The following is a 21,651-nucleotide window of genomic DNA, read 5'->3' as shown; positions in this document are numbered from 1 at the left end:
CTCCTTTTTTATTCCGATGAGGATTGTGAATTTGCAGTGGATTCATCCTCATCCTGATCTTGGTTTTGATCTTTATTTTCGTCTTGGTTTTGATCGTTGTTGTTTTTATCAGTGTTCTTTGTATCTTCTTGCTGATTGTTCTTTTGATCATTTGTTTGTTTATCTGTGTCATCCTGGTTCCCTGATGTATTGCTGCTGTTATCATTCGTTGATGTATTGCTTTTCTTAGACGTCAGCTTGATTTTGGCGGTTTTCCGCCCCAAGGACCAAGTTACATTCTGTGGCCCGTTCACTTCAAGCTTCACGCTATGCTCCCCGTCCTCTAAATCTGAAACATTCACATACAATTCAATATCTGATTTTTTCAGTTTATTTATATTCGTGGGAGAGCCTTTAGCCGTTACATCTATCGCTTGTGATTCAGGATCAAGAAATTCAATGTTTTGTGAGCTGCTCAGCCCTACAGTCTTGATAGGGACATTCTCGAACCTCTGATCCGCTTCACTATCGACTTCTATATGCAAAGTCACCTTTGACGGTGAGATTTTTTTGACACCGTCAGGAAGCGGAATATCTGCCTCGATATCGGAATCCTTGTTAATTTTACTTAAATCTAAGCTGACGCCGTCAATAAATTCAAGAGAATCCAACACATCCTGTGAGCCGTAAACCGTTACCTCACTGGGGCTGGATTCAATATTCGCTATGCTGACACCGTCAGGAAGGCTTCCTGTCCGTTCAATTTTAAAGGGCACTTTTTTACTCGGGCTTGTCACCGGAACGGTAATCTTGATGACCGAGGGCTCCACGTCGACAGGAAGCGCGTTTCCGTCTTTATCATAGACAGTCACTTTCGCTTCCTTTTCAATCGTTTCATCTGCGTTTTCCAAATTCACTGAAGCTTTTACAAGAGAAATATTATCGATGACATTTTTCGATCCGGTAATCTGCACATTTTTCGGACTGACAATCGGCTGCTCCGGAGAATAGCCTTTTTTCATCTTGCTTTTGTTGTAGTACTCCACTTCTACGGGAAAACTTTTGGTCGTCCGTTCCTGAATGGTCACTGTCGTAACAGACGGATTAATTGAGATTGTCAGCCCATCCGACACGTTTTTGGCCTTAAGCTCAACCTTATGTGTGCCGGTTTTCAAATGTTCCATATCAGCATATATTTCAAAGTTCTTGGTCTGCCGAGCCTTTTTCACGGCGCTTGTCGAGCCTTTTATCGTGACATTAACCGTTTGCGGAACACCCGTCACGACGTAATTTTCATCATCATAATACGCTTTAACCGGAATATCAGTCAGAGTTGCTTCATCAGTTGTTGATGTCGGAAAGAAAGATTCACCCGGTTTTTTCGGAGTCGGTGCTTGGTTGCTGTTAACCGCCACATAAAGCAAGAGCGCGAAAAGTAGAGCAATGATTTTCACAGCCCAGCGGTTGTTTAAGAATTTATCCATTTTTCTTGCCCCTCCAATACCAGCGGTTAGAAGAAGTGTCTCTGGTGTTTTTCTTAAACTCGGCTTCAAGCATTTCTTTCAGCGCTTCTTCTGTAAGCTCTCTGTGAAGGTCGCCGTTCTTTGCCACACTGACGCCGCCGGTCTCTTCAGACACAATAATCGTCAAACTGTCTGTTACTTCACTGATACCGACTGCCGCTCTGTGCCGCGTGCCCAGTTCCTTTGAAATAAACGGGCTCTCAGAAAGCGGCAGATAACAGGCGGCTGCGGCAATTTCATTATTTTTCATAATCACCGCACCGTCATGAAGCGGGGTGTTTGGAATAAAAATATTGATCAGCAGCTCAGAGCTGACTTTGGCATTTAGTGGTATGCCGGTCTCAATATAATCCCCCATTCCAGTATCCCGCTCAATGGTCAGCAGGGCGCCTATACGGCGTTTCGCCATATAATTGATCGCTTTTGTAATGGCCTCAATCGTTTTCTGCTGCGCTTCTTCAACAGGCGTGCCGCTCCTCGAAAAAAAGCGGCCGCGGCCTAGCTGTTCAAGCGCTCTTCTCAGCTCAGGCTGAAAAATAATAATAATTGCTAAAAATCCCCATGTTATCGCTTGGTCCATCAGCCATTGAAGTGTGCTGAGGCCCAAATATTGGCTGGCCATACGAACAAGCACGATGACTACAATTCCTTTTAACAGCTGAACCGCTTTCGTGCCGCGTATCACCATAATCAATTTATATATCACATACCAAACAAGGAGAATATCAACGGCATTGCCGAGGTACTGCAAAAAAGGGATATCCTCAAAAGCCATTTCCTCGTCCTCCAAGATTTCAGTCATTTCGTATTTTGTGTTTTACGGGTTACGCATATGTACTTTACATAGCGAGCCCATTATACCACATTTCGATTTAGCAAGTGAAATGTGCCAGCCCTCTCAGCCCGCAAAAAAAGAGCAAAGCGGCTAACGCGCTTTACTCTTCTCCGTTCGGACTGAATGCATCGAGTACACTTTTCCCCGCAGACTTCATCTTGTACCATGTCCAGTCGAATAATTGATTGATTTCTTCAATCTGACCGGTGACTTGTCCAGCAGAGGCCATATACTTTTCGCCGTTTACGACGGTTACATCCCCGTCTATTTTGCCTTTAATAATCAGCTTGCCGTTTTTGACAGTGACATCACCTTTGACCGTCTCACCTTCTGGCACGGTCACAGTATGGTTATGAACCACAAGATTCTGCTGCTTGGACACGCTGAAATTGTGGTCATTATGCCAGCTGTTAAAAAAACCCCCGCCCATCAAAATGATGAATACCGCAGCAGCTGCGATAACGGGATGGGATCTGAACCATCTTTTTACAGAAGCTCTTTTCTTCTCCTTAGGCAATTTTGCCATGACATTAGCGGTAAAATCCGCGGGGGCTTCGACATGCGATGTGCTCCGTACGAGCGCTATGGATTTCTCCATCTCGTAAAAATGCTTTCTGCATTTCTCGCATGTCTCCAGATGTTCATTTAATACGTGTTCATCTTTTGGAAGGATATCTCCATCAAGATGCATATGCATAAGCTGCACAATTTGTTCAGGACAGCTCATTTCATCACCCCACTTAAAGATCCCTTAATTGTTTTCTAAGAGCCTCTCTGCCTCTGTGAATCCGCGTTTTCACAGTCCCCACAGGAATGTTTAGAATCTCCCCGATTTCAATTAATGAGAGTTCGTCAATATACTTTAATACGATGACTGTTCTGTATTTGTCAGGAAGCTTTAAAATTTTCTGCTGTATCGTGTTTGAGAGCTCCAGCGACACAACTGCATCTTCAGGCAAAACACCATCTGCGGCGATTTGAGAATACATGGTCAAGCCTTCCGTACCAGCCACCTCTGCATCGAGGTAATAATCCGGCTTCTTTTTGCGAATGCGGTCAATGGTCAAATTGGTCGCGATTCGATAAAGCCAAGTTGAAAATTTCCGGTTAATATCAAAACTGTCGATATTAACGTACGCTCTGATGAAAGCTTCCTGTGCAATATCCTCCGCCTCATGCACATTGCCAAGCATACGGTAGCAAAGCTGATAAATTTTATCTTTGTAAATATCTACGATGTCCGCAAATGCATCCTGGTCGCCTTTTTTGACTTGTTTAATTCTTTTTTTAATCATCATTTCCATATTTATCTAACCTCTGCCTTCACCGGTCTGTATGTATACGAGCTTCGTTTCAAAAGGTTTCAATTTTTTTATAAAATAAGTTTATCAAATTTTTGGCAGGGTGTAGATGGTAATTCGTGAATAAACTACCTTAACATATTTTTAAAATTATTATACAGACTGAACAGTTAGAAGTTGGAATGATTTTTCCGAAAAGAAAAAAGACACCTTTTGATCAAAGGTGTCTGTGACTGGGCTAGCTGGATTCGAACCAACGCATGACGGAGTCAAAGTCCGTTGCCTTACCGCTTGGCTATAGCCCAATAATGGTGGAGGGGGGCAGATTCGAACTGCCGAACCCTGAGGGAGCGGATTTACAGTCCGCCGCGTTTAGCCACTTCGCTACCCCTCCACATAAAATTTTGAAAAAACAGTGCCGGCAAGAGGACTTGAACCCCCAACCTACTGATTACAAGTCAGTTGCTCTACCAATTGAGCTACACCGGCAAGATGGTGGAGGATGACGGGCTCGAACCGCCGACCCTCTGCTTGTAAGGCAGATGCTCTCCCAGCTGAGCTAATCCTCCAAATGGTGACCCGTACGGGATTCGAACCCGTGTTACCGCCGTGAAAGGGCGGTGTCTTAACCGCTTGACCAACGGGCCGTTGTGTTCTCGTCGAGCTGACAAAAGTTATTATATACAGGTCACCCCCTGTTTGTAAAGAGGAAAATTAAATTTTTTATTTTCAAACTTTTTAACTCCTTTTTTAACTGAAAAAGCCTCCCAACTAAAGCCATTTATTTTATGATAGAGACAAGCAAAGCAAGAGAGGAGAACCCAATATGATTCTAGTCAGTTCTTGCCTTGGAGGCATTGAATGCAGATATAACGGCTCTCACGCAGCGTCGGAGAAAATCAGAAAACTAGTCGATGAAAAGAAAGCAGTCATGGCTTGCCCTGAACTTCTCGGCGGCTTCTCTACCCCACGCGAACCCGCAGAAATCATAGGAGGCACCGGCGAGGATGTCCTCAATGGAACAGCGAAAATCGTGACAGCTTCAGGAGAAGACGTCACAGAACTATATATGGAAGGCGCCGCGAAAACATTGGCTTACGCAAAAGAAATCAACGCTTCTGCCGTCATATTAAAAGAAAACAGTCCATCTTGCGGAAGCGGTTTTATCTATAACGGCACATTCTCTGGGAAAAAAATCACCGGCAGCGGAGTAACCGCCGCACTGTTAAAACAAGCGGGCTACCGCGTCATTTCGGAAAACGAGCTTGACGACATATTGTAAGGAGGCCACCCCATGACTCAAGACATTTCTTTATCCTTCTATAAGCCTGAACACTTGCCCGAGCTTCAATCATTCACGCTCACCAACGATGACAAACGCTTTACCTCCCTCCCGAAAGAGGTGCTGTCTCAGGCTCTGGGCATACAGGACCGATACCCGGTTGTCATCTTAAAAGACGACCTTCCAGTCGGTTTTTTCATTTTACATGCATCAAAAGAAACGCTTGCTTCCTATTCTAACAATCCATTTGCTTTACTGCTCAGCTCCCTGTCTTTAAACGCTGCGCATCACGGAAAAGGCTATGCGAAAAAAGCCATGCTTTTGCTTCCCGCTTTTGTGAGCGGATATTTTCCATGGTGCGACGAAATCATCTTGGCCGTCAATCATCTGAACATACGCGCAAAACACCTTTATATGAAAAGCGGGTTCCTTGATAAAGGACGGCGAAGAATCGGCCCGCTTGGAGAACAGTTGATCCTTCATCATTTCTTATAGTCTTGAGTGAAATAAAATTTCAAAAATTTAAAAACATAGTTGAAATATCATAACAGAGATGAATATACTGAATATTGAGATATATCATTTTAAAACAGGGGGCATCCTCATGTCAGAACCATTAAATCTTCACCGTCTCACAACGGAATCACGCAATAGCCAAACAGTTGAAATCCACAAAGCAAACACTCTTGGCATCCTCAAAATGATCAACAACGAAGATATGAAAGTCGCTGCAGCCGTTCAGGAGGTTCTCCCCGACATCAAAACAGCTGTAGACTGCGCATATGAATCGTTTCAAAATGGAGGCCGGCTCATATATACAGGCGCCGGCACAAGCGGCAGACTCGGCGTCATGGATGCTGTTGAATGTCCTCCTACCTACAGCGTAAGCCCTGATCAGGTCATCGGAATCATGGCTGGAGGCCCCAAAGCCTTTTTACAGGCAGCAGAGGGCATTGAAGACAGTGAAGAAGCAGGAGCTGAAGATTTAAGAAACATACAGCTCACTTCAAATGACACCGTCATTGCCATCGCAGCAAGCGGCCGCACACCGTACGCCGCAGGCGCCCTAAGATACGCCCGAAAAGTCGGAGCACACACCATCGCCCTTACTTGCAATGAAAACTCCGCCATCAGCAAGGATGCGGATCACAGTATTGAGGTTGTCGTCGGACCTGAGGCCATTACAGGATCAACACGTATGAAAGCCGCAACCGCTCATAAAATGATTCTAAACATGATATCTACCGCTGTAATGGTCAAAATCGGCAAGGTTTACGAAAACTTGATGGTAGACGTCAACGTCAGCAACAAAAAACTAAAAGAACGCGCCATCAGCATCATCCAAAGCCTTACAAACGCTTCATACGACACAGCAAGATACACTCTGGAACAAGCCGATCATCACGTCAAAACAGCAATCGTCATGCTCAAAACAAGCACAGATCAGAAACAAGCACAGACATTACTCGATGAAGCAAACGGTTTCATTGACAAAGCAATCGAACATTACCATCCATGATAAGGAGAGAACTAGAATGGCCACAGGCGGTTTAGCGATCATCCAATCAATGAAGCATAAGCTCCCTCCATCCGAGCGCAAACTTGCAGATTATATCCTAGCCCATCCCCACAAAGCAATCGAAAGCACGGTCAACGAAATCAGCGCCTTAGCCAATTCAAGTGACGCTGCCGTCATCAGGCTCTGCAAATCACTCGGTTTAAAAGGATTTCAAGATTTAAAAATGAGAGTAGCAGGCGATCTGGTAAAGCCTACGTTTCAGGGCTACCGGGATATTGTTCCCCACGAGCCGCTGCCCTCCATTTCCGAAAAAACGGCCGGCAATGCCATTCAAGCCATTCAGGATACTTCAGACCTGATGGACTACAAAGAGCTTGAACGAGCGGTTTCTCTGCTTCTCAAAGCTCATACCGTGCATTTTATCGGCCTCGGGGCTTCCGGCATTGTCGCCAAGGACGCCCAGCAAAAGTGGCTTCGCATTCATAAACAAGCAACCGCGTTTACAGACACTCATCTTGTGGCATCTTTAATCGCAAATGCAGATAAAGACGACATCGTATTCGCCATTTCGTTTTCAGGAGAGACACAAGAAATCGTTGAACTGTTCGCCATGGCTAAGGAAAAAGGCATCACAACGATCAGCCTCACACAATTCAGTCAGACATCCGTCTCCGCACTGGCTGATGTCCCTTTGTATACAGCCCATTCCAATGAAGCCTTGATTCGAAGTGCAGCCACTTCTTCCCGCCTCGCCCAGCTTTTTATAATTGATGTTTTGTTTTTAGGCATGGCGGCTGAGCAGTATGAAACGACAACCGGTTATATCGATAAAACGAGAGCAGCCATACAATCTATGAGAATAAAATAAGGCATCTTGAAGGGGAGGGGTTTTAATGAGCAAAGAAAATAACTACCATCATCTCGCACAGAAAATCCTTGAGCTATGCGGAGGAAAATCCAATATTTCTTCATATACGCATTGCATGACACGCCTGCGCATTACGCCTTACGATGAAAGCAAAGCAGATGCTCAGGGTTTAAGAAAGCTTGACGGCGTATTGGGGGTCGTTGAAGCTGAAACCTTACAAATTATCCTCGGCACAGGAGTCGTCAATCATGTTACAGCTGCTTTCTCAAAGCTCGTGTCAGCAGAAGAAGGTGCCGATGTCAAAGAAGCTGCGGCCAAAAAGAAAGCCGATATCAATCGAAAAAACGCCACTCCTTTTAAACTTTTCTTACGTAAAATTGCCAGCATTTTTATCCCTCTTATTCCCGCTCTAGTCGCTTCCGGTTTAATTACTGGGATTACCAAAGCAATTATTCAAGCAGGCTGGCTCTCTGCAGACTCACAAATTGCGATTATCCTGACAGTCATCGGATCAGGGCTGTTCACTTATCTCGGCATTCTCGTCGGTATTAACGCTTCGAAAGAATTTGGCGGGACACCCGCACTTGGGGCTTTGGCCGGGATCTTGATTATCAATCCGGAGATCGCAAAAATCAGTTTATTTGGAGAAGAGCTTCTCCCGGGCAGGGGAGGTCTGATCGGCGTCCTTTTCGCAGCCATATTCATTGCTTACACCGAACAATTTATTCGCCGTTTTATTCCTCAATCACTCGATATCATTGTCACACCCACCGTTTCACTGTTAATCACCGGAATCGTAACGTATGTCGTATTTATGCCTTTAGGCGGATTCATTTCTGATGCCATTACATCCGGCCTTCTGTCCATCCTGGACATCGGCGGCATCGCTGCAGGCTTTATTCTGGGCGCAACCTTCCTTCCTCTCGTCGTAACCGGACTGCATCAAGGCTTGACGCCTGTGCACATGGAACTGATCAATTCAATTGGCGATGATCCTCTGCTCCCTATTTTGGCTATGGGAGGTGCAGGACAGGTAGGCGCGGCCTTTGCCGTTTTCGTGAAGACGAAAAAAACAACACTGAGGAAAGCAATCGCCGGCGGGCTTCCATCGGGACTGCTCGGCATTGGTGAACCGCTTATTTTCGGAGTCACGCTGCCGCTTGGCCGTCCGTTTTTAACAGCATGTTTAGGAGCTGGAATCGGTGGTGCCTTTCAAGCGTATTTTCAAGTAGCCACCATTGCGATTGGTGTCTCCGGACTGCCGCTTTCCTTTCTAGTCCTGCCTTCGCAAATCATCCTGTATATCGTTGGGCTCTTTATTTCCTACGCGGCCGGCTTTTTATTGACCTATGCATTCGGATATAAAGATGAAATGGCTTCTCAGTTCGATTAAATTGTTTCTGTTTTAGGGATAGTAAACGGGATAGAAGCACAGAAAGGGGCTAGCCTGTGAAAACAAAGACACTGTTCATATTCAGTGCCATTTTAACCCTATCGATATTCGCGCCAAATGAAACCTTCGCACAAACAGCAGACAACTTGGTTGAGCCGAAAACCATAAATGCAGAAACTGCACAATTCTCCACGAAGAAGCTAAGGAAGGTAGATCAGATGATAGAACGGGATATTGCAGCAGGATTTCCAGGCGCCGTTCTTGTGGTGGTGAAGGATGGACGCATCATAAAAAAAGCAGCATACGGCTACAGTAAAAAGTACGAAGGATCAGAACTGCTGCGCCGTCCGGCCAAAATGAAAACCCGCACGATGTTTGACTTAGCCTCAAATACAAAAATGTACGCAACAAATTTTGCATTGCAGCGCTTAGTCAGCCAAGGAAAACTTGACGTCTATGAAAAAGTTTCTGCATATTTGCCGGGTTTCAAGGATCAGCCGGGTGACCTCATAAAAGGAAAAGACAAGATACGTGTCATCGATGTCCTCCAGCACCAATCAGGGCTCCCATCAAGCTTTTACTTTTACACGCCGGAAAAAGCCGGCAAGTACTATTCCCAGGAACGGGACAAAACGATTGAATATTTGACGAAAATTCCGCTCGATTACCAAACTGGGACAAAGCACGTATACAGTGACATTGGATATATGCTACTCGGATGTATTGTCGAAAAACTCACCGGCAAACCGCTTGATGTCTACACGGAGCAAGAGCTCTACAAACCGCTCAGGCTGAAGCATACCTTGTACAATCCGCTGCAAAAGGGCTTTAAACCGAAACAGTTCGCAGCTACTGAACGCATGGGCAATACACGTGACGGCGTTATTCAATTCCCTAACATCCGCACAAACACGCTGCAAGGAGAGGTGCATGACGAAAAAGCGTTTTACTCAATGGATGGCGTGTCTGGGCATGCCGGATTGTTCTCAAATGCAGATGATATGGCCATACTGCTGCAAGTCATGTTAAACAAAGGTTCATACCGAAACATTTCTTTATTTGATCAGAAAACAGCCGACCTGTTTAAAGCACCTTCAGCAACAGACCCGACATTCGCTCTTGGCTGGAGGCGGAACGGAAGTAAAAGCATGGAATGGATGTTTGGCCCTCATGCCAGTGAAAATGCTTACGGGCATACCGGCTGGACAGGGACAGTTACAATTATTGATCCAGCATACAATTTAGGCATCGCATTGTTAACAAATAAAAAGCATACACCAGTTATTGATCCGGAAGAAAATCCAAACGTCTTTGAGGGTGATCAATTTGCAACAGGCAGTTATGGAAGTGTCATAACCGCGATTTATGAAGCGATGGAGTGAATGATTAGACGATAGGAGGAAGTTTCTATGAGACCTGTCTTTCCGCTTATCCTTTCAGCCGTTCTCTTTCTTTCATGCTTTTTCGGGGCCAGACAGACAGAAGCCTCTGCATCCAAACGTTCAATCGATGCCAATCAGATTGTCAATCGTATGTCGTTAGATGAAAAACTCGGCCAGATGCTGATGCCTGATTTTAGAAATTGGCAAAAGGAAGGCGAGTCCTCTCCGCAAGCCCTTACAGAAATGAATGATGAAGTCGCCAGCCTCGTCAAGAAATATCAATTCGGAGGCATCATCCTTTTTGCAGAAAATGTAAAAACAACAAAACAAACTGTCCAGCTGACAGACGATTACCAAAAGGCAAGTCCAAAAATCCCGCTCATGCTGAGTATTGATCAGGAAGGCGGCATTGTAACGAGGTTAGGGGAGGGCACTAATTTCCCAGGGAATATGGCGCTGGGCGCAGCCAGAAGCAGAATCAATGCGTATCAGACCGGCAGCATCATCGGGAAAGAGCTCTCTGCCTTAGGCATCAATACAGATTTCAGCCCTGTCGTGGACATTAACAATAATCCTAATAATCCTGTAATCGGCGTACGGTCATTCAGCTCCAATCGAGAACTGACATCACGCCTCGGTTTATATACGATGAAAGGGTTGCAGCGGCAGGATATCGCGTCTGCCCTCAAACATTTCCCGGGACATGGAGACACGGACGTTGACAGCCATTATGGACTGCCGCTCGTTTCCCATGGCCAAGAACGGCTTCGTGAGGTCGAGCTTTATCCTTTCCAAAAAGCAATTGATGCTGGTGCTGATATGGTGATGACAGCCCATGTTCAGTTTCCCGCCTTTGATGACACCACTTACAAAAGCAAACTCGATGGATCGGACATTCAGGTTCCAGCTACACTTTCAAAAAAAGTGATGACAGGTCTTCTTCGTCAGGAAATGGGCTTTAATGGGGTCATCGTTACCGATGCGCTCAATATGAAGGCAATTGCAGATCATTTCGGACAGGAAGAGGCTGTGGTCATGGCCGTAAAAGCTGGTGTCGATATTGCATTAATGCCAGCCTCAGTCACTTCAATGAAAGAAGAACAGAAATTCGCACGTGTTATTCAAGCTTTGAAAGAAGCCGTGAAAAACGGGGATATCCCTGAACAACAAATCAACAAATCAGTTGAAAGAATCATTTCCCTGAAAATAAAACGCGGCATGTATCCAGCGCGAAACAGCGACAGTACAAAAGAAAAAATAGCCAAAGCCCAAAAAATCGTAGGAAGCAAGCAGCACCTGAAAGCAGAGAAAAAAATAGCTGAAAAAGCAGTAACTGTATTAAAAAATGAACAGCACACTTTGCCGTTCAAGCCTAAAAAAGGCAGCCGAATCTTAATTGTGGCACCTTACGAAGAACAAACTGCTTCAATCGAACAAACCATTCACGATCTCATCAAGCGAAAGAAAATCAAACCCGTATCTGTCGACAAAATGAATTTTGCCAACCAAATATTTAATGCCGAGCATGCAAAACAAGTAAAAAAGGCTGATTATATCATAACCGGCTCCTATGTCGTCAAAAATGACCCTGTCGTCAACGACGGTGTCATCGACGACACAATATCAGATTCAAGCAAATGGGCCACCGTGTTTCCGAGAGCTGTCATGAAAGCCGCACTGCAGCACAACAAACCATTTGTCTTAATGAGCCTGCGCAACCCCTATGACGCAGCCAATTTCGAAGAAGCAAAGGCACTGATTGCAGTCTATGGCTTTAAAGGATACGCAAATGGCCGTTATCTTCAACCTAATATTCCGGCCGGAGTGATGGCGATATTCGGCCAGGCAAAACCTAAAGGCACACTTCCAGTTGACATTCCGTCAGTCACGAAACCAGGGAACACCCTTTACCCATTTGGCTACGGATTAAATATCAAAACGGGAAGACCGCTTTAATAAGGAGGGACACATGAGAAAAACAATATTCGCTTTTCTGACAGGGCTCATAATGTTCGGAACGATAACCGCTGCCTCTGCTTCAAACGATTCAAAGAATCAAACGGCTAAAAAACCTAAAGTCCAGACTGGGATAGACACGCTCTTGCCAGACTATAAAAAACAGCTCAAGGGAAAACGCATCGGACTGATCACCAATCCAACCGGAGTAAACGCATCTCTGAAAAGCAGTGTCGATATTCTTTACGAGAACCCAGATATCAAACTGACAGCTTTATTCGGCCCTGAACACGGCGTCCGCGGTGACGCCCAGGCTGGAGACGAAGTAGGCTCTTACATTGACGAAAAAACCGGGGTTCCCGTATACAGCCTCTACGGAAAAACGAAAAAACCGACTCCAGAAATGCTGAAAAATGTCGATATTCTAATGTTTGACATTCAGGATGTCGGGACCCGTTTCTACACGTACATTTATACAATGGCATACGCAATGGAAGCCGCTAAAGAAAACGGCATTCCATTTATGGTGCTGGACCGTCCGAATCCTCAAGGCGGGAATCATATTGAAGGACCAATCTTAGAACCTGAATACGCCTCATTTGTCGGATTGTATCCCATTCCATTGAAGCATGGGATGACGATAGGCGAATTGGCTTTACTGTTCAACAAAGAATTTGATATTGATGCCGATCTTACAGTGGTAAAAATGAAACACTGGAAACGAAAAATGGATTTTGACGATACCCGATTGCCTTTCGTCCTCCCTTCGCCTAACATGCCGACGGTGGAAAGCACATTTGTTTATCCTGCAACCGGGCTGATTGAAGGAACAAATATATCCGAAGGGCGAGGGACAACAAAACCATTCGAATTGATCGGAGCTCCTTTTATCAAAAGCACAGAACTTGAAGAAACATTAAACAGCCTCCATTTGCCGGGCGTTACATTTAGGGCAGCATCCTTCACACCGACGTTTTCTAAACATCAAGGAACGCTTTGCCACGGTGTGCAGCTCTATGTGACAGACAGAGATAAGTTTGAAGCCGTTAAAACGGGTCTTTCAGTCATTAAAACCATACACGATCTCTATCCTGAGGATTTTGAGTTCCTATCAACAGGTTCATTCGATAAACTGGCAGGCAACAGCTGGATCAGGACAAAAATTGAAAATGGAACTTCGATTGAGAACATCATAAACAGCTATGAAAAAACACTCCAACAATTCAGCAAAACAAGAAAAAAATATCTCATTTATTAGAATGTAAGCATCGTATGTTACACGTGTAACATATTCTTACTGAACGAAAGACCCTTACTTTTACACATAAGTAAGGGTTTTTTTCATGCTAAAAACCCACCCGCTTTATATAGGAAAACTTTCATTTATTTGGTACAATTTTTATTGAAAATGATTATCAATTGAAAGTTTCTGAAAAGGTGGTCTACTCGTGCAAAATGCAGTGATTTATCAACCGGTACAAATTGAATATCTAAAAAAGACAAGTGATCTCTTCTCAGAACAGCAATTAGCCGATTCATTCGTGCTGATTTTTCATTTAAAAGGAAACGGCTATATTTCGATCGGAACAAACACCAATCCTTTGCAAAAAAAGACACTTTATGTTTGCCCGCCTAACGAGACCTTTGGCTTTACGCCAGCAGCCGATGGACATATAGATGCCTGTCTGATCAGGCTTCAAAGCTATATCAAGGAAGCCGGCCAAGATATTTACACACCGTGCACAGAATCGGAATTAGCCAACCTGAAGCTTATGAATGTTTCGCATATCGAGAATCTTGCAGTCCGGCTTCAAGAGCTTGCCGCACTATGGAATGAATCGTCTCAGCTTTCTCAGCTAAAATGTGGGATTGAAGTACAAAGCCTGATTTATGACCTTTTTACTGCCAGTTTATCTGATCAAACGGATACACATTCAGCAATCGAAAAAACAAAACACTACATCGAAACCCATACCGATACAAAAATCACGCTAGCCCAGCTGTCGCAAATGGCAGGAATCAGTGCCAAACACTACAGTGAAAGCTTTAAAAAATGGACAGGACAGAGCGTAACAGAATTTATTACGAAAACACGAATCACAAAGGCAAAACGGCTCATGGCAAAATCAAACTGCAAATTGAAAGAAATCGCACACCAAACCGGTTATCAAGATGAATTTTATTTCAGCAGAATCTTTAAAAAACATACAGGCTGTTCACCTACAAGCTATATGAAAAAACGCCGAAAGAAAATCGCCGCATACGGAAGGGGCACAATGGGCCATCTCATCCCTCTTCACCACATACCTTTTGCGGCCGCTCTGCATCCGAAATGGACGTCTTACTACTATCAGCATTATTCGACAGATATACCCGTCCAGCTCAGTGCATACCGGTTTAATGAAAAGTGGGAAGAAAACCTGTACACGTTATCACAGGCAGAACCAGATGTGATTGTCAGCATGGATTCTATTTCCCCAGAAGAACAAGATCGCCTGAATCGCATCGCAGAAGTCATGTACCTTCCTTCAGAGGAAAGCTGGAGAACCCACTTTCTGCAAACTGCCTCATTTTTAAAGGAGGAGTCCGAAGCAGAAAAGTGGCTAGCGGATTATGACCAGCAGACAACAGCCGCCAAAAAAACACTTCAACACGTTCAAGGGCTGCGTTTTCTCTTTTTGAGGCTGCATAAGCAAAACTTCTATCTGGCACATAACCGAAGTGTCCGCGAAGTTTTCTTTGGGGATTTAGGATTCAGCTCGGCAACAACGGCTGACACACCTTCAGAACAAGCGATTTCGTTAGAAAATATCGCAAATTACCAAGCTGACTGTATGATGCTTTTTCTTTTTAAAGAGCCGGAGACCATAGCTTACTACCAGCAATTACAGCAGACAGAAGCATGGCAAAACCTAAGCGCGGTACGGAATAACCGTGTTTATCTTCTATCCCTGGACCCGTGGAATGAATACTCAGCTTGCGGGCACGAACGCATCGTTCAGCAAACTGTTTCTTTATTATCCGGAGATTGTCCATGATAAATCAGGAATTTGTCCATGGTGTTATATCTGTTCATTCTCTATAATTCCAATTGATAATAGTTATCAATTGAACAGGAGGCTCTATAGATGAAAAAGATATCTCTTACCTTATTAATCTTGCTTCTCGCGCTGACAGCGGCAGCTTGCGGCAGCAAAAATGAATCAACTGTCAGCAAGGCAAGCGGCACAGCATCTGAGAAGAAGAAAATTGAATACCTTGATAAAACATATGAAGTAACTGTACCGACAGACAAAATCGCCATTACGGGAAGCGTTGAATCAATGGAAGACGCGAAATTGCTTGACGTTCATCCGCAAGGCGCAATTTCATTCTCCGGTAAATTCCCGGATATGTTCAAAGACATCACTGATAAAGCCGAACCAACCGGAGAAAAAATGGAGCCAAATATTGAAAAGATTCTTGAAATGAAGCCAGATGTTATCCTTGCTTCAACAAAGTTTCCGGAAAAAACGCTTCAAAAAATCAGCACAGCAGGCACGACGATCCCAGTTTCTCATATCTCTTCAAACTGGAAGGAAAACATGATGCTGCTTGCCCAGCTGACTGGAAAAGAGAAAAAAGCAAAGAAAATTATTGCAGACTATGAACAGGATCTAAAAGAAACAAAAACAAAAATCAATGATAAAGCGAAAGATTCAAAAGCGCTTGTCATCAGAATCAGACAAGGCAACATTTACATTTACCCTGAACAGGTGTATTTCAACTCCACACTATATGGTGATTTAGGCCTTAAAGCGCCGAACGAAGTAAAAGCTGCAAAAGCGCAAGAGCTGATTTCATTAGAAAAATTAAGTGAAATGAACCCGGACCATATTTTCGTCCAATTTTCTGATGATGAAAATGCAGACAAACCTGATGCCTTAAAAGATTTAGAGAAAAATCCAATCTGGAAAAGCCTTAAAGCAGTCAAAGAAGATCATGTGTATGTCAACTCAGTGGACCCTCTCGCACAAGGCGGTACAGCTTGGAGCAAAGTCCGCTTCCTGAAAGCGGCTGCTGAAAAATTGACACAAAACTAATTCAGAGTAGGTTTTTGTATGTATTCAAAACAGTGGACACGTATCATATTGATTACTTCTCCATTTGCTATAGCGCTGTCACTTTTGCTTTCAATCCTTTATGGGGCAAAGCATCTTAGCACAGATATTGTTTTTACATCTCTTATTCATTTCGATCCGGGAAACACAGACCATCAAATTATTTGGCACTCCCGGATTCCAAGGGCTGCCGGCGCTCTGCTCATAGGGGCAGCCCTTGCTGTTTCTGGAGCGCTTATGCAGGGCATTACGCGCAATTATTTAGCTTCGCCATCCATTATGGGTGTTTCAGATGGTTCAGCGTTTATCATTACGCTTTGCATGGTTCTGCTCCCGCAATCATCTTCGATTGAAATGATGATATACTCTTTTATCGGCTCAGCGTTAGGAGCGGTGTTAGTATTCGGCCTTGCCGCCATGATGCCAAACGGATTTACCCCCGTGCAGCTCGCCATCATCGGCACAGTCACAAGCATGCTGCTCAGCAGCTTATCAGCGGCCATGTCGATTTATTTTCAAATTTCTCAGGATCTCAGTTTCTGGTACAGCGCCAGACTTCATCAAATGAGTCCGGATTTCCTGAAGCTCGCCGCTCCGTTTTTCCTGATTGGCATTATAATGGCCATTTCTCTCAGCAAAAAGGTGACCGCTGTATCATTAGGAGACGACATTTCTAAAAGCCTGGGGCAAAAGAAAAAAACCATTAAAATCATGGCGATGCTTTCCGTCATCATTTTAACCGGCAGTGCCGTAGCGCTGGCCGGAAAAATTGCGTTTGTCGGGTTGGTTGTTCCGCATATCACGAGATTTCTCGTCGGCTCTGATTACAGCAGGCTGATTCCGTGTTCCTGTATTTTGGGCGGAATCTTTTTAACCCTGTGCGATCTCGCAAGCAGATTTATCAACTATCCGTTTGAAACACCGATTGAGGTCGTAACATCCATTATCGGCGTACCTTTCTTCCTTTATTTAATTAAACGAAAAGGAGGGGAGCAAAATGGCTAAAAAATATGCATTGTTCATCGCTTTGATTCTTGTTGTCAGCTATTTCAGCTTAACGAGCGGATCATTTTCTGTTCGTCCTGCTGAGCTGCTCTCCACTCTTTTTCAAATCGAACCGAATCCGCAGTATGAAATTTTGCTGTTCGATTTAAGACTGCCGCGTGTTGTTATGGCTGCTATTATTGGACTCGGTCTTGGCATTGCAGGCGCTGTTATCCAGGCCATCACGAGAAACGGGCTTGCTGACCCTGGAATTCTCGGAATCAACGCAGGGGCAGGAGCCGGCATTGTAGCGTTTATGCTCTTATTCCAAGGCCAGAAGGAAGTGACATCCATAGCTGCAGCGATGGGAATGCCGCTCTTCGGATTGATAGGCGGGCTCATCGCGGCGATCCTGATTTACATATTTGCATGGCACAGAGGCAATTTAGATTCAGGAAGAATTATTCTGGTAGGGATTGCGATCAATTCAGGATTCAGCGCCCTGTCTTTGTTTTTATCTTTAAAAATGGACCCGCAAGACTATCAAATGGCCATGGTGTGGAAAAACGGAAGCATCTGGTCTGCCAACTGGACGTATATCACAGCCGTACTCCCATGGATGCTGCTGTTTATACCGATTCTTATCGGCAAATCCCGCCTGCTCGACACCATTCGTTTTGATGAAGACACAGTCAGAAGCCTCGGCATTTCATCAAATAAAGAAAAAACCATCCTGCTCGTAGCCTGTGTAGCAATCATCAGCGCCTGTGTCTCCGTAGCGGGAAGCATGGCGTTTGTCGGCTTAATTGCTCCCCATATCTCACGGAGACTGGCTGGCGTCGAACATCGCTATATCCTGCCACTGAGCGGTTTAATCGGGATGCTTCTTGTGATAAGCGCAGACTTTGCCGGAAAACTGTTTTTTCAGCCCGCAGAAGTGCCCGCAGGCATCATTTTGGCGATCCTCGGAGTTCCTTATTTCTTATATCTGCTTTTCAAGCAAAAAAAGGGGGAGAATGCTTGAAAGGATCTCTTTCAGAACACAAAGCCGGCAACAGGAGGTTCACGCTGTACCTCCCTCCTTCCTACAGCACAGACAGCGGGGGATTTCCTGCTGTTTACGTGCAGGATGGCAGTTCTTTGTTCCAAAACCAAATCGAATTATTAGAAAACGCATTTCAACAGCGAAGGCTGCCTAAACTCGTGCTGATCGGTATCGAACCCGAAAACCGGCTAAATGAATACACACCTTGGCCGGCTGCATCACTCAGTGATCGGTTCACGGACTTCGGCGGAATGGGATATCACTATCTGTCTGATATAACGAACCAGTTCATTCCGCTAATCGAAGAAAACTGGAACGTCACCAGGGAACCGCAGTCAAGAGGAATGATCGGTGCCTCATTAGGCGGCCTCATCTCAATGTTCGCCATATTAAAATATCCGTCAATGTTCGGGAAAATAGGCTCTATATCAGGTTCATACTGGTACGAGAACGCAGCGGAAACCATTCATATAACTTCTTTAAAGCCCGGCACTGTACGTGTTTTCATGTCTGTCGGGAGTGAAGAAGGCCGTGAAAAACAATCCATTCAGCGACATATGCTGAAAAAAACAAAGCAAGTTCATCAAAGTCTAAAAGAAAAAGGCTTCACTGAAGACCAGTTGTATCTTTCAATTGAAAAAGGAGCGGTGCATCACCGCAAGTATTTCTGCAAACAGTTCATCAACGCGCTCGAATGGCTATACGGAAAAAACCGCTCAACCCTATGAGCGGTTTTTTATACTTTCTGCAACATTGGTTTTAATTCAAAACGATTCAGCATATAGCCAAACAAAGCAGCCAATATCTGCTGAAACAGCATGCCAATCACAACAGGAACGGCAACCTGAGACGGGAAGAACGTAACGGCAAGAACTGCGCCGGCACTAATATTCCTCATGCCTCCCGTAAATATAAGAGAGACTATTTCCTCTTGCCGCCTTTTCATCATTTTTCCGATCAGCCAAGCAGCGGCATAACCTGTTAACGCGATAAAGAATACCGTTACAGCTATTCCTGCAAATCTCAAATCAATGGATTTGAAATAAGGAGCAATCGCTGAACTGTTAATCGCAATCACTGCCATCAAGCAAAGCTTTGAAAAAGGCGACAGCACACTGCTCAAAGACGCTGTTCTTTCTGGAGATGACATCTGATTAAACAGCATGCCCAGAAAAGAAGGAATCACGACCATTACAATCAGACCTTTCATCATTCCCCACACATCCATATGAACCTGAGCGCCGGCCAGCAATGAAAGACTCAGCGGTACGATTAGCGGTGACAGCACAGTATCAATTAAAATAATCGAAAGTGTCAAACCGACATTCCCTTTGTACATCGCTGCCCAAATCAGGCTTGTAATCCCCGTAGGAATCACAACAGCCAATGTTAAACCGGTAATCGTCAAAGGATCACCTTTAAATATAAGATGGCCGCTGCCCCAAGCAAAAAGCGGCATGAAAATATGAAGAACGAATAGTGCAAGAATCATAGGGAGAGGGTGAGACAATGCATGTCTCAAAGATTGAAAGTTAGCGCTTAAACTGCCTGCAAACGTAATAAAAGCAAAGATCCAAGGCACAGCCCATTCATACCCATTTAAAAACTGAGACAGCAGCACGCCCAGCACCACACTAGTCGGCGTCAACAGCGGCATCACTCTCCCCAATACACGGTTCAGCTTCTGAAGCATCATATGCAAGTCCCCTATTTAAAATTTCTCTTCTCTCTATTATATCAATGCTGCTTAAGTGTATGTTATATAAAAAAGCCCAGATCTCATTCATCTGGGCTTCTCTATTTTATGCCATCTGTTTCATTAGAGATTTACTCGCTTTATTCAAACCTTTTAACTCAGCTTCAATGCCTTGTTCCTTAAACTTCGCAACAATCTTATCAAGTGCGGCCGCTCCAGAATCGTCCCATACGTGAGCTTCAGTTAAGTCAATCACAACCCGCTCAATATCCTCTTGATATATAAACGCATTCGTAAGATCAGTCACTGACGCAAAAAAGATTTGCCCCTTCACTTGATACGTTCTAAGCTTTTGATCCTCTGCATGAGAAACGATTTTCAGCTTCGAGATTTTTGCTACAAAGAACACGGCACTTAAAAGAACACCGACAAATACACCCTTAGATAAGTCATCCGTCACAACAACCGTAACCACAGTCACAACCATGACAATCGAGTCCGTGAGCGGCGCTTTTTTGAGACCTTTTAAAGAAGACCAATCAAAAGTGCCGACAGACACCATAACCATTACAGCTACTAACGCCGCCATTGGGACTTTCACCACGACATGACTTAACACCGCAATTAAAAACATCAGAAAAGCACCGGCAACAAATGCTGACAAACGTCCGCGACCGCCCGCTTTTGTATTAATGACAGATTGTCCGATCATAGCGCAGCCTGCCATTCCGCCAAAGAATCCAGTCACGATATTCGCAATTCCCTGTCCGCGGCTCTCTTTATTTTTATCACTGTCCGTATCCGTCATTTCATCAATAATCTGCGCTGTCAGCAAAGATTCAAGCAACCCGACAAACGCTAAAGCAATTGAATAAGGAAAAATAATTTGCAGTGTTTCAAAGGTAAACGGAACATCAGGGATTAAGAAATGAGGCAATGAACTAGAAATATTGCCCATATCACCAACCGTCCGCACATCCACATGGAAAGTGACCGCAATAATTGTCATCACAATAATCGCCACAAGCGGAGACGGAACAGCAGTCGTAAACCTTGGCAGCACATAAATGATAACCAACGACCCGGCAAGCATCGCATACATGCTCCAAGAAGCACCTTCAAACTGGGGAAGCTGCGCAGAGAAAATAAGGATCGCCAGCGCATTCACAAACCCGATCATCACAGAACGCGGGATGAATTTCATTAATCTTGCAATTTTACTGATACCTAAAATCACCTGAATAATGCCTGTCAAAATCGTAGCCGCAAATAAATACTGAAGCCCATGATCAGCAACCAGCGACACCATAACGACTGCCATTGAGCCTGTAGCAGCTGAAATCATGCCAGGTCTGCCGCCAAAAATAGAAATAATAATGGCTATACAAAATGACGCATAAAGACCGACCATCGGATCCACACCGGCTATAATAGAAAAGCCAATCGCTTCAGGAATTAATGCTAACGCAACTAAAATGCCAGCAAGAATGTCTTTTCGGATATTGCCGAACCATTGCTGTTTTAATGTAAAACTATTATTCAAATATAACGACTCCTTTTTAGTAAAAAATTAATCCGCACCATATCTATTGTATTGGGAGCTTTTTTTATTTTACGGGAGAAAATGAAAAGAAAAACGACCGGGGAAAACGGGGAAACGTTGAGTATATTGTATTGAGGCAAGGAGTTGTCATACAAAGAGTATCATAATAAATTTTTATCAATTACGCAAGATGAATGCTGAAGAAAAAAATGGCTTAAATATAGTCTGAGACATTTTATCATATC

19 protein-coding genes and 5 tRNA genes are annotated in these 21,651 nt (G+C 44.3%); 13 read left to right on the top strand and 11 right to left on the bottom strand.

Annotated features, from left to right (window positions below; all coding sequences use genetic code 11):
* Positions 1-8: 8 nt before the first annotated feature.
* The 9 genes from cdaR to MHH82_RS37855 all read right to left on the bottom strand — a co-directional run bounded on the left by cdaR (position 9) and on the right by MHH82_RS37855 (position 4,285).
* Entirely contained in the window at positions 9-1,463 is a 1,455-nt protein-coding gene (gene cdaR, locus MHH82_RS37895; RefSeq protein ID WP_041850633.1) for a CdaA regulatory protein CdaR, read from the bottom strand.
* Positions 1,456-2,277, bottom strand: a complete 822-nt coding sequence (cdaA, locus tag MHH82_RS37890) for a diadenylate cyclase CdaA (RefSeq protein WP_003223651.1) — start codon at positions 2,275-2,277, stop codon at positions 1,456-1,458. Before cdaA ends, cdaR begins: the two co-directional genes overlap by 8 nt.
* 160 nt (positions 2,278-2,437) lie before the next feature.
* Positions 2,438-3,064, bottom strand: coding sequence for an anti-sigma-W factor RsiW (gene rsiW / locus MHH82_RS37885; RefSeq protein WP_072175817.1), 627 nt, complete (start codon positions 3,062-3,064; stop codon positions 2,438-2,440).
* A 13-nt stretch (positions 3,065-3,077) separates the two neighbouring features.
* The gene (gene sigW, locus MHH82_RS37880; RefSeq protein WP_003223646.1) at positions 3,078-3,641 is read right to left on the bottom strand and encodes an RNA polymerase sigma factor SigW; all 564 of its coding nucleotides are present in this window, start codon (positions 3,639-3,641) and stop codon (positions 3,078-3,080) included.
* Positions 3,642-3,871: 230 nt separating this feature from the next.
* Positions 3,872-3,943 (bottom strand) — tRNA-Gln (locus MHH82_RS37875).
* A gap of 4 nt (positions 3,944-3,947) precedes the next feature.
* A tRNA-Tyr gene (locus tag MHH82_RS37870) sits at positions 3,948-4,032 on the bottom strand.
* A gap of 22 nt (positions 4,033-4,054) precedes the next feature.
* Positions 4,055-4,127, bottom strand: a tRNA-Thr gene (locus MHH82_RS37865).
* A gap of 4 nt (positions 4,128-4,131) precedes the next feature.
* Positions 4,132-4,207: transfer RNA gene (locus tag MHH82_RS37860), tRNA-Val, on the bottom strand.
* A gap of 3 nt (positions 4,208-4,210) precedes the next feature.
* Positions 4,211-4,285: transfer RNA gene (locus MHH82_RS37855), tRNA-Glu, on the bottom strand.
* 179 nt (positions 4,286-4,464) lie between these two features.
* Here MHH82_RS37855 and MHH82_RS37850 point away from each other — a divergent pair.
* From MHH82_RS37850 to MHH82_RS37790, 13 genes are all read left to right on the top strand, one after another.
* Positions 4,465-4,920, top strand: a complete 456-nt coding sequence (locus MHH82_RS37850; protein ID WP_021481932.1) for a DUF523 domain-containing protein — start codon at positions 4,465-4,467, stop codon at positions 4,918-4,920.
* 12 nt (positions 4,921-4,932) lie between these two features.
* Complete coding sequence (locus MHH82_RS37845) at positions 4,933-5,415, top strand: GNAT family N-acetyltransferase (protein ID WP_021481933.1); 483 nt, start codon at positions 4,933-4,935, stop codon at positions 5,413-5,415.
* A gap of 109 nt (positions 5,416-5,524) precedes the next feature.
* Entirely contained in the window at positions 5,525-6,439 is a 915-nt protein-coding gene (murQ, locus tag MHH82_RS37840; RefSeq protein WP_041850631.1) for an N-acetylmuramic acid 6-phosphate etherase, read from the top strand.
* A gap of 16 nt (positions 6,440-6,455) precedes the next feature.
* On the top strand, positions 6,456-7,307 hold the full coding sequence (locus MHH82_RS37835) for a MurR/RpiR family transcriptional regulator (protein WP_041850630.1): 852 nt from the start codon (positions 6,456-6,458) through the stop codon (positions 7,305-7,307).
* Positions 7,308-7,332: 25 nt separating this feature from the next.
* Positions 7,333-8,700 (top strand): PTS transporter subunit EIIC, encoded by a 1,368-nt coding sequence (locus tag MHH82_RS37830; RefSeq protein WP_041850629.1) that lies wholly within the window; start codon positions 7,333-7,335, stop codon positions 8,698-8,700.
* A gap of 56 nt (positions 8,701-8,756) precedes the next feature.
* The gene (gene amiE / locus MHH82_RS37825) at positions 8,757-10,082 is read left to right on the top strand and encodes an N-acetylmuramoyl-L-alanine amidase (RefSeq protein WP_038827952.1); all 1,326 of its coding nucleotides are present in this window, start codon (positions 8,757-8,759) and stop codon (positions 10,080-10,082) included.
* Positions 10,083-10,109: 27 nt separating this feature from the next.
* On the top strand, positions 10,110-12,038 hold the full coding sequence (nagZ, locus tag MHH82_RS37820; RefSeq protein WP_072175426.1) for a beta-N-acetylhexosaminidase: 1,929 nt from the start codon (positions 10,110-10,112) through the stop codon (positions 12,036-12,038).
* 13 nt (positions 12,039-12,051) lie between these two features.
* A complete protein-coding gene (locus MHH82_RS37815; protein ID WP_072175427.1) occupies positions 12,052-13,296 on the top strand; it encodes an exo-beta-N-acetylmuramidase NamZ family protein in 1,245 nt (414 codons plus the stop codon).
* Between the two features lie 190 nt (positions 13,297-13,486).
* Positions 13,487-15,076, top strand: a complete 1,590-nt coding sequence (btr, locus tag MHH82_RS37810) for a bacillibactin transport transcriptional regulator Btr (RefSeq protein WP_072175428.1) — start codon at positions 13,487-13,489, stop codon at positions 15,074-15,076.
* Positions 15,077-15,166: 90 nt separating this feature from the next.
* Positions 15,167-16,120 (top strand): iron ABC transporter substrate-binding protein FeuA, encoded by a 954-nt coding sequence (feuA, locus tag MHH82_RS37805; RefSeq protein WP_072175429.1) that lies wholly within the window; start codon positions 15,167-15,169, stop codon positions 16,118-16,120.
* A gap of 18 nt (positions 16,121-16,138) precedes the next feature.
* Entirely contained in the window at positions 16,139-17,143 is a 1,005-nt protein-coding gene (locus MHH82_RS37800; protein WP_003234979.1) for a FecCD family ABC transporter permease, read from the top strand.
* Positions 17,136-18,146, top strand: coding sequence for an iron ABC transporter permease FeuC (gene feuC / locus MHH82_RS37795; protein WP_072175430.1), 1,011 nt, complete (start codon positions 17,136-17,138; stop codon positions 18,144-18,146). Before MHH82_RS37800 ends, feuC begins: the two co-directional genes overlap by 8 nt.
* Positions 18,143-18,895, top strand: a complete 753-nt coding sequence (locus tag MHH82_RS37790; RefSeq protein ID WP_041850625.1) for an alpha/beta hydrolase — start codon at positions 18,143-18,145, stop codon at positions 18,893-18,895. The genes feuC and MHH82_RS37790 overlap by 4 nt, the downstream gene beginning before the upstream one ends.
* Before the next feature lie 8 nt (positions 18,896-18,903).
* On the opposite strand, the gene MHH82_RS37785 is transcribed toward MHH82_RS37790, so the two are convergent.
* Both MHH82_RS37785 and MHH82_RS37780 read right to left on the bottom strand, forming a co-directional pair.
* Complete coding sequence (locus MHH82_RS37785) at positions 18,904-19,824, bottom strand: bile acid:sodium symporter family protein (protein WP_072175431.1); 921 nt, start codon at positions 19,822-19,824, stop codon at positions 18,904-18,906.
* A gap of 145 nt (positions 19,825-19,969) precedes the next feature.
* Positions 19,970-21,406 carry a SulP family inorganic anion transporter gene (locus MHH82_RS37780; RefSeq protein WP_042975706.1) on the bottom strand — a complete coding sequence of 479 codons (1,437 nt, stop codon included), beginning with the start codon at positions 21,404-21,406 and terminating at the stop codon, positions 19,970-19,972.
* Positions 21,407-21,651 lie beyond the last annotated feature (245 nt).

It is taken from the genome of Bacillus sp. FSL K6-6540 (genome assembly GCF_038007545.1).
Note: the sequence above shows the minus strand (reverse complement) of the source record. Positions and strands in the feature narration are given on the sequence as shown.

Excerpts from the sequence above, each read along its gene's own strand:
- cdaR (WP_041850633.1), bottom strand. The coding sequence starts at position 1,463 with ATGGATAAATTCTTAAACAACCGCTGGGCTGTGAAAATCATTGCTCTA.
- cdaA (WP_003223651.1), bottom strand. The coding sequence starts at position 2,277 with ATGGCTTTTGAGGATATCCCTTTTTTGCAGTACCTCGGCAATGCCGTT.
- rsiW (WP_072175817.1), bottom strand. The coding sequence starts at position 3,064 with ATGAGCTGTCCTGAACAAATTGTGCAGCTTATGCATATGCATCTTGAT.
- sigW (WP_003223646.1), bottom strand. The coding sequence starts at position 3,641 with ATGGAAATGATGATTAAAAAAAGAATTAAACAAGTCAAAAAAGGCGAC.
- MHH82_RS37850 (WP_021481932.1), top strand. The coding sequence starts at position 4,465 with ATGATTCTAGTCAGTTCTTGCCTTGGAGGCATTGAATGCAGATATAAC.
- MHH82_RS37845 (WP_021481933.1), top strand. The coding sequence starts at position 4,933 with ATGACTCAAGACATTTCTTTATCCTTCTATAAGCCTGAACACTTGCCC.
- murQ (WP_041850631.1), top strand. The coding sequence starts at position 5,525 with ATGTCAGAACCATTAAATCTTCACCGTCTCACAACGGAATCACGCAAT.
- MHH82_RS37835 (WP_041850630.1), top strand. The coding sequence starts at position 6,456 with ATGGCCACAGGCGGTTTAGCGATCATCCAATCAATGAAGCATAAGCTC.
- MHH82_RS37830 (WP_041850629.1), top strand. The coding sequence starts at position 7,333 with ATGAGCAAAGAAAATAACTACCATCATCTCGCACAGAAAATCCTTGAG.
- nagZ (WP_072175426.1), top strand. The coding sequence starts at position 10,110 with ATGAGACCTGTCTTTCCGCTTATCCTTTCAGCCGTTCTCTTTCTTTCA.
- MHH82_RS37815 (WP_072175427.1), top strand. The coding sequence starts at position 12,052 with ATGAGAAAAACAATATTCGCTTTTCTGACAGGGCTCATAATGTTCGGA.
- feuA (WP_072175429.1), top strand. The coding sequence starts at position 15,167 with ATGAAAAAGATATCTCTTACCTTATTAATCTTGCTTCTCGCGCTGACA.
- MHH82_RS37800 (WP_003234979.1), top strand. The coding sequence starts at position 16,139 with ATGTATTCAAAACAGTGGACACGTATCATATTGATTACTTCTCCATTT.
- feuC (WP_072175430.1), top strand. The coding sequence starts at position 17,136 with ATGGCTAAAAAATATGCATTGTTCATCGCTTTGATTCTTGTTGTCAGC.
- MHH82_RS37785 (WP_072175431.1), bottom strand. The coding sequence starts at position 19,824 with ATGCCGCTGTTGACGCCGACTAGTGTGGTGCTGGGCGTGCTGCTGTCT.